This window comes from Dermatophilaceae bacterium Soc4.6 (assembly GCA_039889245.1).
Classification (GTDB): domain Bacteria; phylum Actinomycetota; class Actinomycetes; order Actinomycetales; family Dermatophilaceae; genus Lapillicoccus.
Window position 1 is genome coordinate 4345496 of record JAZGVH010000002.1, and the last position, 13324, is coordinate 4358819.

The following is a 13324-nucleotide window of genomic DNA, read 5'->3' on the forward strand; positions in this document are numbered from 1 at the left end:
GTGGCGGGTGACCGGCCTGCGCTCGCGGGCCGGTAGGCTCGCGCGCATGGCTGCTGCGCAGGTCTCACCGACGCCCTCGACCGATGTCTCGACCCGTCTCGCCACCCCGTCCGGCGGGGGTGCAGGTGGTCCGTCGGCCCCGCGGCAGGTCCGCGTCCTGCTCTTCAGCAACGACGTGGCCACCCGAGACGCCGTGCGTCTCGGGGTGGGTAAGCGCCCGTCGAAGGACGTCGAGATCTCGTCGTGGCGCGAGGTCGCGACCCCTGCCGCGGCGGTGGCCGCCGTCGAGGCCGGTGGCCTCGACGTGCTCGTGCTCGACGGTGAGTCGTCGCCCATCGGAGGCCTGGGTCTGTGCAAGCAGCTGAAAAACGAGGTCTTCGACTGCCCACCCGTGCTCGTCCTGCTCGGTCGGCCCCAGGACGGCTGGCTCGCCGCGTGGTCGCAGGCCGACCTCGCCGTCCCGCACCCGCTCGACCCTGTGGCCCTGTCGCGGGCCGTGGCCGAGCTCGGGCGCCGGGCCCCGAGCGCCACCTGAGCCCCATGACGACGCCCGCGCCGGCCACCCCCCCGCCCGCCGAGGCCGTCACCTGGCCTGACGTCTTCACGGCGCTGGTCGCCCGCGAGGACCTCGACGCGCGTCACGTCTCCTGGGTCATGGACACGATCATGGGAGGCGAGGCGAGCTCGGCTCAGGTTGCCGGCTTCCTGATGGCCCTGCGCGTCAAGGGTGAGTCGGTGGCGGAGATGCGCGCCCTGGCCGACCGGATGCTGGCCCACGCCCACCGCATCGAGGTCACCGGCCCCAGCCTCGACATCGTGGGCACCGGCGGAGACCGGCGCCACACGGTCAACATCTCGACCACTGCCGCCATGGTCGCGGCGGCGGCGGGGGTCACGGTCGTCAAGCACGGCAACCGGGCTGCCTCGTCGTCCTCGGGCTCGGCCGACGTCCTCGAGGCCCTCGGCATCGACCTGCGGCTGCCGGTCGAGCGCGTCGCGCAGGTGGCGGGGGAGGCCGGCATCACCTTCTGCTTCGCGCAGGTGTTCCACCCGTCGTTCCGGCACGCCGCGGAGGCGCGGGGCGCCCTGGGCATCGGGACGGCCTTCAACTTCCTCGGACCCCTCACGAACCCGGCCCAGCCGACGTATGCCGCGGTCGGGGTCGCCGACCCCCGGATGGCACCCATCGTGGCCGGTGTCTTCGCTGAGCGCGGGCGCGACGCAGCCGTCTTCCGCGGGGACGACGGGCTCGACGAGCTGACCCTGTCCACGACGTCGTCGGTGTGGTGGGTGCGCGCCGGGTCGGTGCGTGCGGTGACCCTCGACCCGACGAGGCTGGGTCTCGCGACGAGCCCGACCGAGAGCCTGCGCGGTGGCGACGCCGCTCACAACGCCCAGGTCGTGCGGGACGTGTTCGCCGGGGCGACCGGCCCCGTGCGTGACGCCGTGGTGCTCAACGCGGGCATAGCGCTCGCGCTGACGGCCACGGACCGCGGTCCCACCGACGACGACCTGCACGCCGACGTGCGGGCGGGGATGGATCGGGCCGAGCAGGCCATCGACTCCGGCGCCGCCGCCGGCCTCGTCGACCGCTGGGTGGCCACTACCCGGGCCTGAGGGGTCGCCGGCCCCCCCGGGTCGCTCGGGACCGTCGGGTCAGTCGAGACCGAGGCTGAACGCAGCCTCCAGGTCGTGCTGCGAGTAGGTGCGGAACGCGATGTGGGTCTCTGTGCCCACCACCCCGTCGACCTTGTTCAGCCGGTCGGCGATGACGTCGGCCAGGTCGTCGTGCTGGCGGACGCGGATCATGGCGATCAGGTCGGCGCCACCGGTCACGGAGTAGACCTCGGTGACGCCGTCGAGGTCGGCGATGCCCTGGGCGACCTCGGGGATGCGGTCGACGTCACAGCGGATGAGGACGATGGCGGTGATCACGTCGTCAGCCTACGGCGTGCCAGGGCTGGTCAGCCGGCGCCGGCGCCGGCGTCACGGGTGCCGGGTCGCGGTCGAAGGGCACGAGGTCGCCGCGCGCCGATGGCTCCATGAGGGCCCGGATCCCTGCCGCGCCTCCGACCGGGCACGACCACGTGCCCTCGATGTCGACGATGCGGGTGCCGGGCTGCTCCAGCCAGCGCAGGACCAGCTCGGTCTCGTCGGCCGTGGCGGCGGGAACGGGGCCGGTGGGGGCCGCCACGACCTCGGCGGTCGCGCGCAGGCTGGCGACGTACGGCAGCGGGTCGGCGCCCCGGGGGCTGACCCCCGTGCCGGCAAGCCGACCGTGCCGCACACAGGCCAGCTCCCACCCGCCGTGCTCGGCACGCCGGGCGGCCACGAGCTCGGGGCTCGTGGCGAGCGGTGCGATGCGCTGGGCGCGAGCCATGCCGCGCACGAGGTGCAGGAGCCGGTCACGCACCGCTCCGGCGTCCTCGAACCGCTCCTGCTCCGACAGCTGCGCCATCCGCTGGTGCAGGGCCGAGGTCGCGGGTCGCGCGTCGCCGGCGAGCAGCGTGACCGCCTCGGCGACCACCTCGGCATACTCCTGCACGGTCTGACGACCCGAGCAGGGCGCCCCGCAGCGCCCCATCTCGACCAGGACGCACTCCGACCCACCGCCGCGCGCGCTGAGGCGCGAGGTGCACTGGCGCAGGGGGATGACCTCGTGCACGGCCGCGACGGCCTCCTGCGCCGAGGCACGGGTGCGGAACGGGCCGACGTACTGGGCGCCGTCGTTGCGCACCTGCCGCACGACGGAGAGCCGGGGGAAGACCTCGACGGTCAGCTTGACCCACACCGCGCGCTCGGGGTGCGTGGAGCGGCGGTTGTAGCGCGGCTTGTGGGCGGCGATCAGGCGCAGCTCGCGCACCTGGGCCTCGAGGGTCGTGGGACAGACGATGGGTTGGATGCTGGTGGCCAGCCCCACCATCTCGGCCATGCGGGTGCGCTGCTCCGACGCGGTGAAGTAGGTGCGGGCCCGCACCCGGATGTTGCGCGAGGTGCCGACGTAGAGCGGGCGACCGGTGGCGTCCTTGAAGACGTAGACCCCCGGGGCCGTGGGCAGGTCGTCGGCGAGGAAGCGCTTGCGACGCTGGGCCGGCGTCACCCGGGAGGTGTAGCTCGAGAGCTCCTCGAGGGTGTGCACCCCGAGGTTGCCCACCCGCTCCAGCAGCCCGTGGAGCACGTCGACAGTCGCTCGGGCGTCGTGCAGGGCGCGGTGGTCGGGGGTGGTCGTGGCGCCGAACAGGACGGCGAGCGACGACAGCTTGTGGTTACGGCACTCGTCACGGCTGACCAGCTGGCGGGCCAGGTGCACCGTGTCGACCACGCGGAACCCCGGCCACGGGTGGCCGGTGCCCGCCGCGGCCGCCTTGAGGAACGAGATGTCGAACCCCGCGTTGTGGGCCACGAGCACGGTGTCGCGGGCGAACTCGAGGAAGGCCGGGAGGACCGACTCGATGCGGGGAGCGCCGGCGACCATCGCGTCGGTGATGCCGGTCAGCACCTGGATGAAGGCCGGGATGGGCGCACTCGGACGGACCAGCGTCTGGAACTCACCGAGCACCTGCCCACCGCGCACCTTGACCGCACCGACCTCGGTGATCGCGGAGGCGGAGGCGCTGCCGCCGGTGGTCTCGAGGTCGACGACGACGAACGTGACACCGGCCAACGCCGTGCCCAGCTCGTCGAGCGTGCCTTGGACCGCCTTCATGTCCGAGACCGTATGCCGGGCCACCGACAGGCCTCGTCAGGCGCGCCTGGAACGACCCTCTCGGGCCGCGGGTCAGGCGGTCTCGCGCTCGGCCACCGCCCGGATCGCCGCGAGGGTGACGGGGATCCCGGCGTGAGCAGCCTCGGCCCGGACGGTGATCTCGTGCTCAGCGCGCTCACCGAACCGCGTGCGGAACAGCTCGAGCCCGGCAGGCAGGAACGCCCACGACTCGGTCAGCTCGGTGAGCTCGCTGGCGTCCTCGACCGGAGCCATCGTGTAGGCCCAGCTCACCAGCCCCTCGCCGACCTCCCACGCGAACGCCTTCCCGGGGTCGGCGGCGATCACGGTCGAGTGGGTCTCCCAGGTGCGGTCGGGGGTGACGTTGCGCCCGGTGAACCCCGAGCCGACCCGGGGAGCGCCGTCGACGAGAGCACCCTCGTCCCACCAGCAGCTCTGACAGATCGGGCTCCACTCGCCGGTGCGGGCGATGTCGGTGACAAGGGCGTACACCTGCTCGGGAGAGGCGGCGACGCGGACGGTCTCGGTGTGTGTGAGCTCCATACCGGCAGTCTCTCAGGACCCCTGTCGGTGGTCGCCCCTAGCGTCCTCGTCAGGTGGAACCCCACCGCTCCGACTCCCCGGCACGACCCGGGAGCCCACCCTCACGAGGAGGCGACATGCGCACCGATATCCCGATGGTCATCGACTGCCAGACCTGCCCGGTCCGTTACGTCCGGTGTGACGGCTGCATCGTCACGGCGCTCGGCCCGGCACCGGCCCGACCCCTGGTCGAGGTCGTGGACCGTCGCCTGGGGGACGACGACGAGCTGCCCCTCGACGCCGCCGAGCGGCGTGCGGTCGGCATGTTCGTGCGCGCCGGGCTCGTCGACCCCGGGCACGCCGCCACGCTCACCGCGCGGCGCGAGCGGCACCTCGGGGTGCGAGCGGTCGGCTGAGCCTCGTCCGGCGCAGCCCGGGTGGGGCGGCGACCTACGATCGACGGATGAGGCACGGGCGAGCGGGGCGGGATGGGGTCGTGCCCGGTGGTCGGTGCCTCCGCCCGCACCGCCCGATCCCCTCCCGGTTGGTGGTCGCGGTGGTGCTGCTCCTGCTCTCGAGCGGTGCCGCGACCGGGTGCTCGGTGGGCTCGGTGGGCTCGGTCGGCTCGGTCGGCTCGGTCGGCACGGCCGACTCGGTGGGCGGCGAGCCCTCCGCCACGGCACCGGCCGGTCGTGAGACGTCCCAGCCCGTCGACACGGCCGAGCGAACGGCTGCCGCCTCGGCCCTGATGGCCCAGCGGGCCGCCGCCGTGGGCACCCACGACAAGCGGGCCTGGCTGGCGACCGTTGCCGACCCGGCGAGCGCCTTCGCCAGCGACCAGTCCTCGGTGTTCGACCGGATGGCCCGACTGCCCGTCGGTCGGTACGGCGAGCAGAGCCTGCAGGCGGGTCCACCCCTCGACGCGGCGCAGCGTCAGCGCTACGGCGCCACCGCGTGGGTCGCCTCGGTGAGGATCGCCTACCAGCTGACGGGCTTCGACCACGGCCTGCGCACGGTCGACACCTCCTACGTCGTGACCCGGACCCCGGTCGGGTGGCGCCTGGCTGGCATCACCGGTCCGGGCGACGCCCAGCCCTGGGACCTCAGCCCGCTCACGGTGCTGCGGTCGCCCTCGACCCTCGTCGTGGGCAACGCACCCGAGTCCACCCTGCGCAGCTACCTCACGATGGCCGACGCCGCCCACGCGCGGATCGCCGCAGTCTGGGGGACGGCGGTGCCATCCGTCGTGGTGGCCCCGAAGGACGCGCGCGACCTCGTCGAGCAGCTGCACCGCAGTGCCGACGCCGGGCTCGACCAGGTGGCCGCCGTGACCGACGGCCCGCTCGAGCCGGGCCACGTCGCCGCCGGTGACCGCGTCTACGTCAACCCCACCGCCTTCGCCGGTCTGAGCGACGCAGGTCGGCGCGAGGTGGTGACCCACGAGCTCACCCACGTCACCGTGCGGGCGACGACCACGCAGGCCGTCCCGCTGTGGCTCTCGGAGGGCTTCGCCGACCACGTCGGCTACGCCACCGTCGCCCTGCCGCCGCGCACGATCGCCGCCGCGCTGCTGACGCAGGTGCGCGCTGGTCACGGTCCGACCCAGCTGTCCTCCGATGCCGACTTCGACCCGGCCACCGGCGCCATCGCCACGGCCTACACGGCGTCCTGGCTAGCGGTCGAGCGGATGGCCGCCCGCTACGGCGAGCCGCGGGTCGTCGCCTTCTACCGCGCCGTCGCCGACACGGCCGACACGGCCGACACGGCCGACACGGCCAACACGGCCAACACGGCCCCGGCCGATGCCGCCACCCGGACGGCTCGGGCCTTCCCGGCAGCGCTCGGTGTCTCGGAGCAGGCCTTCACCGCCGACTGGGTCGCCTCCCTGCAGGCGCTGGCCCGGTGAGCGACCCACCCCCCGCGTTCCGAACTAGGGAAACCCGTGGTTCCGGAGGCTGGGGGCCCCAGAACCACGGGTTTCCCTGGTTCGGAACGCGGGGGTGGGGGTCAGTCGGACCGTGCGCCCGTGAAGAGCGCCTCGACCTCGTCCTCGTAGTCGCGCAGCACGACGTTGCGCTTGAGCTTGAGCGAGGGGGTCAGGTGGCCGGTCTCCTCGGTGAAGTCGCCGGGCAGGATGACGTACTTGCGGATCGACTCGGCCTTGCTGACGGCTTTGTTGGCGTCGGCCACGGCGCCGTCGATCTCGGCCGCCACCTCGGGGTCCTTGAGGGCGGCGTCCATCGTCAGACCCGGCTTGCCGTGGATCTTGGCCCAGGTCGGAAGCATCTCGGCGTCGAGGGTGACCAGGGCGCCGATGAACGGCTTGCCGTCGCCGACGACGATGCACTGCGACACGAGCGGGTGGGCGCGGATCCGGTCCTCGAGCACCGCGGGGGCGACGTTCTTGCCGCCGGCGGTGACGATGATCTCCTTCTTGCGACCGGTGATCCGCAGAAAGCCGTCGTCGTCGAGCTCGCCGAGGTCGCCGGAGTGGAACCAGCCGTCGCGGATCGCCTCCGCCGTGGCCGCGGCGTTGCCGTGGTAGCCGGTGAAGACGTTCACGCCCTTGATGAGCACCTCACCGTCCTCGGCGATCCGGATGCCGACGCCCGGCAGCGGCTGGCCGACCGTGCCGATCTTGACCCGCTCTGGGGTGTTGACCGTGGCCGGTGCGGTGGTCTCGGTCAGGCCGTAGCCCTCGAGGACGGTGACCCCGATCCCACGGAAGAAGTGCCCCAGCCGGGTGCCGAGCGGCGCGCCGCCCGACACGGCGTACTGCACGTGCCCGCCGAGGGCCGCCCGCAGCTTGCGGTAGACCAGTGCGTCGAAGACGGTGTGCGTCGCTCGCAGGACGAGGGAGGGACCGCCGGTGTCCTGTGCCTGGCTCCAGGCGATGGCGGTCTCGGTGGCCCGGGCGAAGACGGCGCCCCTGCCATCACCCGCGGCCCTCTGCTCCGCCGAGTTGTAGACCTTCTCGAAGACCCGCGGCACGGCGAGGATGAAGGTCGGCTGGAAGGTCGCGAGGTCGGGCAGCAGCGTCTTGATGTCGGCCGAGTGGCCCATCCGGGCAGCCGACTCCACGCACAGCACCTGGATGAAGCGCGCGAACACGTGGGCCAGCGGCAGGAAGAGCAGGGTGGAGGCACCCTCGGCGTCGACGACCTGGCCGAGCCGCTCGACCGCGTTCTCCGCCAGGTCCTTGAAGTTGCCGTGGGTCAGCTCGCAGCCCTTCGGGCGCCCGGTGGTGCCGGAGGTGTAGATGACGGTGGCCAGCGAGGTGCGGTCGGTGCTGCCCCGCCGCGCCTCGAGATCGTCGGTCGAGACCGACGTCCCCTGGGCGGTGAGGTCGGCGACGGCTCCGTCGTCGAGCACCCACACGTGCTTGAGGGCTGTGACCGCCTCGCGCCCCGCGGCGACGGCCGCGGCATGGGCCGCGGTCTCCACGACCACCCCACACGCGCCGGAGTCCTGCAGGATCCAGGCCACCTGGTCGGGGGACGACGTCTCGTAGATCGGCACGGTGACCGCACCGATGGTCCACAGGGCGTAGTCGACCAGCGTCCACTCGTAGCGGGTGCGCGCCGTCAGGCCGACCCGGTCTCCGACCGCGATGCCGGCCGCGACCAGCCCGCGGGCGACCGCGTCGACGTCGCGCTTGAACTGCGCGGCCGTGACGTCGGCCCAGCCGGCACCGGCCCGGCGGGCGAAGACCACCTTGTGGGGCCGCTCGACGGCGTTGCGCACGACGGAGAGCGCGAGGTTGCCCTCGGTGGTGGTGATGGCGAGCGGGGCGACGACGTTGTCCTGCACGGTCGGTGCTTCTCCTGGGGGCGACGGCGGGTGGTGCTTCGGCACTGTACTCGCCGGTAGCCGACGTCACCCCGTACGGCGTGTACGAGGTCACCCACCGACTCGACCCACCCGGGCGGGTAGCCTTCCGCCATGCCCAGTCGCACCGAGTCCTCGATCCACGTCGGGGCGGCCCCCGGGCAGGTGCTCGACGTCATCGCCGACTTCCCGCTCTACCCGTCATGGGCGACCGACGTCAAGAAGGTCACGGTGCTCTCCGAGGAGGGTGACGGCTGGGCCGACCGGGTCGAGTTCGTGCTCGACGCCGGGGTGATCAAGGACACCTACGTCCTCGACTACGCCTGGGAGGTCGAGGAAGACGGCACCGGGGTCGTCTCGTGGCAGCTGGTCAAGGCGACCGTGCTGAAGGCGATGAACGGCAGCTACACCCTCGAGGCGAGCGCGGAGGGCACGCTGGTCACCTACCGCCTCACGGTCGACCTCAACATCCCGATGCTCGGGATGCTCAAGCGCCGGGCCGAGAAGGTCATCGTCGAGACCGCGCTCAAGGAGCTCAAGAAGCACGTCGAGGGCTGACGACTAGGTGCGCATCCTCCTGTACACCGGCAAGGGTGGCGTCGGGAAGACGACCACGGCAGCCGCGACCGCGGTGGCGGCCGCCCGGCACGGCATCTCGACGCTCGTGATGTCGACCGACGCCGCCCACTCCCTGGGCGACGCGCTCGGGGCGACCCTGGGCAGCACCGGGTCGGCCGGGCGACCGGTCGGCATCGAGCCGCACCTCGATGCCCTGCAGGTCAGCACCCCGCACGCGGTCGACGCGTCGTGGCGGGTGGTCCAGGACTACCTCCTGCAGCTGCTGAGCACCGTCGGCGTCGACCCCGTCGTCGCCGAGGAGCTCACGTCGCTCCCGGGTGCCGAGGAGGTCGCTGCACTGCTCGAGCTGCGTGATCGTGCCGAGTCAGGGCGGTGGGACCTCGTCGTCGTCGACTGCGCGCCGACCGCCGAGACCCTGCGCCTGCTGGCCCTGCCCGAGGCCCTGGCCTGGCACCTGGAGCGGCTCCTGCCGGCCCAGCGGGGGCTCCTGCGCTCGCTGCGACCGGCCGCGGCGGCCGCCTCCGGGATCCCGTTGCCCGGCCTCGAGGTCGTCGAGACGGTGCGGGGCTGGCTCACCCGGATGCGCGAGGTGCAGCGCCTCCTGACCGGTGACCAGGCCTCGGTGCGCCTCGTGCTCACCCCGGAGCGCGTGGTGATCGCCGAGTCACGGCGCACCTGGACCTCGCTCAGCCTCTATGGCTTCGTCGTCGACCAGGTGGTGGTCAACCGGGTGTTCCCCGATGCGACCGCCGATGGCGGGGAGCGCCCGGACCCCTGGCGGATGGCGTGGAACGACGCTCAGCGCGACGGGCTGTCGCAGGTGGCCGAGTCCTTCGCCGGGGTCCCGCTCACGACCACCCCGTACCTCGCGCACGAGCCGGTGGGGCCCGACGCGCTCGCGGCCCTGGCCGACGCCCGCACGGGGGACGAGCCGGCGACGCTGCTCGACCCGGTCTCCCGGCGCGGCATGGTCGTCCGCCGGGTCGGCGAGGACTTCGTGCTCTCGCTGCCCCTGCCGCTGGTCGAGGCCGGGGAGGTCGACCTCAAGCGCCGCGACAGCGAGCTGCTCGTCTCCGTCGGCGGACACCGTCGGGTGCTCACCCTGCCCTCGGCGCTCACGCGCTGCCTCGTGCGCAGTGCCGCCGTCAAGGACGGCACGCTGCGGGTGCGCTTCACCCCGGACGCGCGGGTCTGGCCGGTGGCCTCCCGGGCTCAGGTCGGCCGTGGCTGACCGCGCCGAGCCGGGTCCGGCCCCTGTCGGGTCGGTCGCCGAGGAGACGGCGCGGCTGCTCGACGCCCTGCTCGGGGGAGGCGTCGACGCGCCTCGACCCGACGCGTCGACACCTGCGGCCTGCCACACCTGTGGCGCTCCGGACCCAGCTGGTACGGGGTCGCCGCCTCCGTCTGCGCCGCCACCCTCACCATCCAGCACCTGCCACCTGTGCCCGGTCTGCCAGCTGCTCGAGGTCGCCAGGGCAGTGCGACCCGAGACCGTCGACCGTCTCGCCGACCTCGCGGGAGCGTTCACCGACATGCTGCGCGAGGTCGCGTCCGCCCGTCGCCCCGAGCATCCTGCCCCCGGATCGGCGGACAGTGCTGCGAACGGGCCGCACGGCGTCGAGGTCGAGGACATCGTCGTCGGCACCGAGGACGACCTCGACGAGGACCCCGAGGACCACGAGGACCCCGACGACCCCGACGACCCCGACGACCCCGACGACGACACCCAAGCAGAGGAGAGCAGACGATGACCAGCAGCACCCCCCAGCCCGACCTCGCCATCGGGATCGACATCGGCGGCACCAAGGTCGCCGGGGGAGCGGTGGCCCCCGACGGCTCGGTGCTGGCGAGGGCTCGCCGCGACACCCCCCACCGCTCGATGTCGCCCGATGTCGTGGAGGACACCATCGTCGCCGTCGTCGAGGAGCTCTTCGACCTCGTCGGGCGCGAGCGGGTGGTGGCGGTGGGCATCGGCGCGGCCGGCTTCGTGGCCGCCGACCGCAAGACCGTGGTCTTCGCCCCGCACCTGTCGTGGCGGCATGAACCGCTCGAGGACAACCTCAACCGGCGCGTCCACGTGCCCATCACCGTCGACAACGACGCCAACGCGGCGGCCTGGGCCGAGTGGAAGTTCGGTGCGGCCCAGGGCGAGTCGCACCTGATGATCGTCAATCTCGGCACCGGTATCGGGGGCGGCATCGTCATCGACGGCCGGGTGCAGCGCGGGCGCCACGGCATCGCCGGAGAGTTCGGCCACATGCAGGTGGTGCCCAACGGCCTGCGGTGCGAGTGCGGCAACCGCGGCTGCTGGGAGCAGTACGCCAGCGGCAACGCCCTGGTGCGGGAGGCCCGGGGTCTCATCGCCGCCCGCTCGCCAGTCGTCAACGACCTCCTGGCCTCCGTCGGCGGCGACGGCAACGCGCTGACCGGGCCGCTCATCACGGCGGCAGCACAGGCCGGCGACCCGACCGCGATCGAGCTGCTGGCCGACATCGGTCACTGGCTCGGTGTCGGCATCGCCAACCTCGCGGCCGCCTTCGACCCCGGCACGTTCGTCATCGGTGGCGGCGTCAGTGCTGCCGGACCGCTGCTGCTCGACCCGGCCCGTGACACCTTCCGGCGCCAGCTGACCGGCCGCGGCTACCGACCCGAGGCGCGCATCGTCGTGGCCCAGCTGGGCAACGAGGCCGGCCTGATCGGTGCCGCCGACCTCTCGCGCCTCGACGCTGCAGGCGACGAGCTGCCGTGAGCGACGGGCTCGGCGCCCGTCCCACCCTGCGGGTCGCGTCGTACAACACCCGCGACCTGCTCGACGACGCTGCCGCCGCGGCACGGGTGGTGCGCGCCCTCGATCCTGACGTGCTCTGCCTGCAGGAGGTGCCACGACGGCTTCTCGCCGCGAGGCGGGTGGCGCGCTTCGCGACGGCCTGCGGCCTGCGCTGGGCCGGAGCACACCGGGGCAGCGGCGGGGTGACCATCTTCACCTCCGACCGGGTCGAGGTGAGCGAGAGCTCGCACCACCGCCTCCCTGTGCGGCTCGGCGTGCGACGGCGAGGGTATGCCGTCGCCACCGTCGCGCTGCCCGGTCACCCCCCGCTGACGGTCGTGTCCCTCCATCTGAGTCTTGTTGCAGCCCAACGGGTTCAGCACGTGAACCAGCTGCTCGCCGAGATCGGTGCCGACGCCGCACCGGTGCGCACCATCGTTGCCGGCGACCTCAATGAGGAGCCGGGCTCGGCGGCATACGCCCTGCTGGCGAGGCACCTGGTGGCGGTGGGCGAGCCCGCCCTCACCTTCCCCACCAGCAACCCCGACAAGGCGCTCGACGTCGTCTTCGCGTCGGCCGACCTCGTCGCGCGACCGGGGTCGCCGGTGGCGCTCGACGAGGCCGACCTGCGTGCGGCGACGGACCACCTCCCGGTGTGGGTCGAGGTGCAGTCGTGACGCCGACCCAGTTGCGGGCCTTCGCCACGGTCGTCCAGTGCGGGTCCGTGAAGGCCGCGGCCGAGGTGCTCCAGGTGAGCGAGGCAGCGGTGTCGCTGCACGTGGCGCAGCTGCGCAAGGAGCTCGGCGACCCGCTCTTCGTGCGGGCGTCAACCGGTCTCGCGTTCACCCCGGGGGGTCTGCGGCTGGCCAGTCGGGCGGTCGAGATCCTCGGCCTGCAGGACCGCACCGTGCGTGAGGTCGGTCAGGCCGGGCAGGGTCGGCGGATGCTGCGGGTCGCTGCGACTGCCCTCTTTGCCGAGCACGCCGCCCCCGGCCTGCTCGGGCTCTTCGCCAACCGGGCGAAGGACCTCGATCTCGAGCTGAGCGTGCACGACAGTGGCGCGCTGCCCGCGCTGCTCGCGTCACGGGCCGTCGACGTGGGCATCGGGCCCCACCCCGTAGTGCTGTCAGAGGGATTCGTCGTGACGACGTTCCTCAAGTACGAGATCGTCGCGGTGACGGGGCCGGGTCACCCGCTTGTCGGCCAGGACCCTCATCCGTCCCAGCTGCGCTCTCTCACATGGCTGCTGGGTCCATCGGCCGCCAGCGCGATGGGGGTCATCCCCGACCTGCTGCGCCGGATCGGGGTGGGCGAGGCGCACCAGCGGATCTTCCAGAGCGACGCGCAGGCGCTCGAGGAGATGCGGCGGACCGATGGCGTCGGGCTGGCGCTCGGCTTCGCCGTGGCCAGCGACCTCGCCGCCGGCCGACTCGTCGCCCTGGGTGGGCAGGGCCTGCGGGGTGGGGGTCGCTGGTCGGCGCAGACGCTGCCGGCCCACGCCCAGCTGCCGGCCGCCGCCGAGCTGCTGCGCTTCATCACCACTCCCCGCGCGACCCAGGCCATGTTGAAGGGCACCGGCGCTGCTCCCGGCCGCTTCCGGCCGTCGGTGCACGTGACGCTCTGGAGCTGACCGGGCCTGGGGCGCCTCGTCCACGAGACGCGGGGCGTCCGGTCTCCCCCTCCAGCTCGGCGCCGACTTCACCGTGGTCTGCCAGGGCCAGACCTCGCACTACCCGTTGCGCTTCAACTCACCGGCCCCGCTGCCCCGGGTCACCGTGGTGGGCCCGGCACGAACGCCCGGCATCGACCTGGGCGCGAGCACCAGCTCCTCCTGGGTGATCCACAACGGCGGGGACGCGCCCGCCACGCTGGGGACTGTCTCCGCCACGGTCGGGAGCTCCTGG

Annotated in this window: 14 protein-coding genes; 10 read left to right on the plus strand and 4 right to left on the minus strand. The window is 73.3% G+C overall.

The window, feature by feature from the left end; translation table 11 throughout:
• Positions 1-46 precede the first annotated feature (46 nt).
• Positions 47-535: a hypothetical protein gene (locus V3N99_20335; GenBank protein MEO3939076.1), complete on the plus strand. Its 489-nt coding sequence runs from the start codon at positions 47-49 to the stop codon at positions 533-535.
• 5 nt (positions 536-540) lie between these two features.
• The gene (gene trpD / locus V3N99_20340) at positions 541-1617 is read left to right on the plus strand and encodes an anthranilate phosphoribosyltransferase (GenBank protein ID MEO3939077.1); all 1077 of its coding nucleotides are present in this window, start codon (positions 541-543) and stop codon (positions 1615-1617) included.
• A gap of 39 nt (positions 1618-1656) precedes the next feature.
• On the opposite strand, the gene V3N99_20345 is transcribed toward trpD, so the two are convergent.
• From V3N99_20345 to V3N99_20355, 3 genes are all read right to left on the minus strand, one after another.
• Positions 1657-1935, minus strand: coding sequence for an Lrp/AsnC ligand binding domain-containing protein (locus V3N99_20345; protein ID MEO3939078.1), 279 nt, complete (start codon positions 1933-1935; stop codon positions 1657-1659).
• 4 nt (positions 1936-1939) lie between these two features.
• A complete protein-coding gene (locus tag V3N99_20350) occupies positions 1940-3706 on the minus strand; it encodes a DEDD exonuclease domain-containing protein (GenBank protein ID MEO3939079.1) in 1767 nt (588 codons plus the stop codon).
• Positions 3707-3778: 72 nt separating this feature from the next.
• Positions 3779-4267, minus strand: a complete 489-nt coding sequence (locus V3N99_20355) for an SRPBCC family protein (protein MEO3939080.1) — start codon at positions 4265-4267, stop codon at positions 3779-3781.
• A 116-nt stretch (positions 4268-4383) separates the two neighbouring features.
• On the opposite strand from V3N99_20355, the gene V3N99_20360 reads away from it, so the two are divergent.
• Together V3N99_20360 and V3N99_20365 are read left to right on the plus strand one after the other, a co-directional pair.
• The gene (locus V3N99_20360; protein MEO3939081.1) at positions 4384-4662 is read left to right on the plus strand and encodes a hypothetical protein; all 279 of its coding nucleotides are present in this window, start codon (positions 4384-4386) and stop codon (positions 4660-4662) included.
• A gap of 47 nt (positions 4663-4709) precedes the next feature.
• A complete protein-coding gene (locus V3N99_20365; protein MEO3939082.1) occupies positions 4710-6152 on the plus strand; it encodes a hypothetical protein in 1443 nt (480 codons plus the stop codon).
• A 101-nt stretch (positions 6153-6253) separates the two neighbouring features.
• Here V3N99_20365 and V3N99_20370 read toward each other — a convergent pair whose 3' ends face one another.
• Positions 6254-8056 carry an AMP-dependent synthetase/ligase gene (locus V3N99_20370; GenBank protein MEO3939083.1) on the minus strand — a complete coding sequence of 601 codons (1803 nt, stop codon included), beginning with the start codon at positions 8054-8056 and terminating at the stop codon, positions 6254-6256.
• Between the two features lie 132 nt (positions 8057-8188).
• On the opposite strand from V3N99_20370, the gene V3N99_20375 reads away from it, so the two are divergent.
• The 6 genes from V3N99_20375 to V3N99_20400 are packed head-to-tail and all read left to right on the plus strand — an operon-like array spanning position 8189 to position 13050.
• On the plus strand, positions 8189-8632 hold the full coding sequence (locus V3N99_20375; protein MEO3939084.1) for an SRPBCC family protein: 444 nt from the start codon (positions 8189-8191) through the stop codon (positions 8630-8632).
• Positions 8633-8639: 7 nt separating this feature from the next.
• Positions 8640-9884 (plus strand): ArsA family ATPase, encoded by a 1245-nt coding sequence (locus tag V3N99_20380; protein MEO3939085.1) that lies wholly within the window; start codon positions 8640-8642, stop codon positions 9882-9884.
• Positions 9877-10404: a hypothetical protein gene (locus tag V3N99_20385; protein ID MEO3939086.1), complete on the plus strand. Its 528-nt coding sequence runs from the start codon at positions 9877-9879 to the stop codon at positions 10402-10404. The genes V3N99_20380 and V3N99_20385 overlap by 8 nt, the downstream gene beginning before the upstream one ends.
• Positions 10401-11402 (plus strand): ROK family glucokinase, encoded by a 1002-nt coding sequence (locus V3N99_20390; protein MEO3939087.1) that lies wholly within the window; start codon positions 10401-10403, stop codon positions 11400-11402. The genes V3N99_20385 and V3N99_20390 overlap by 4 nt, the downstream gene beginning before the upstream one ends.
• Positions 11399-12097 (plus strand): endonuclease/exonuclease/phosphatase family protein, encoded by a 699-nt coding sequence (locus V3N99_20395; GenBank protein MEO3939088.1) that lies wholly within the window; start codon positions 11399-11401, stop codon positions 12095-12097. Before V3N99_20390 ends, V3N99_20395 begins: the two co-directional genes overlap by 4 nt.
• The gene (locus V3N99_20400; protein ID MEO3939089.1) at positions 12094-13050 is read left to right on the plus strand and encodes a LysR family transcriptional regulator; all 957 of its coding nucleotides are present in this window, start codon (positions 12094-12096) and stop codon (positions 13048-13050) included. The genes V3N99_20395 and V3N99_20400 overlap by 4 nt, the downstream gene beginning before the upstream one ends.
• Positions 13051-13324: the final 274 nt, after the last annotated feature.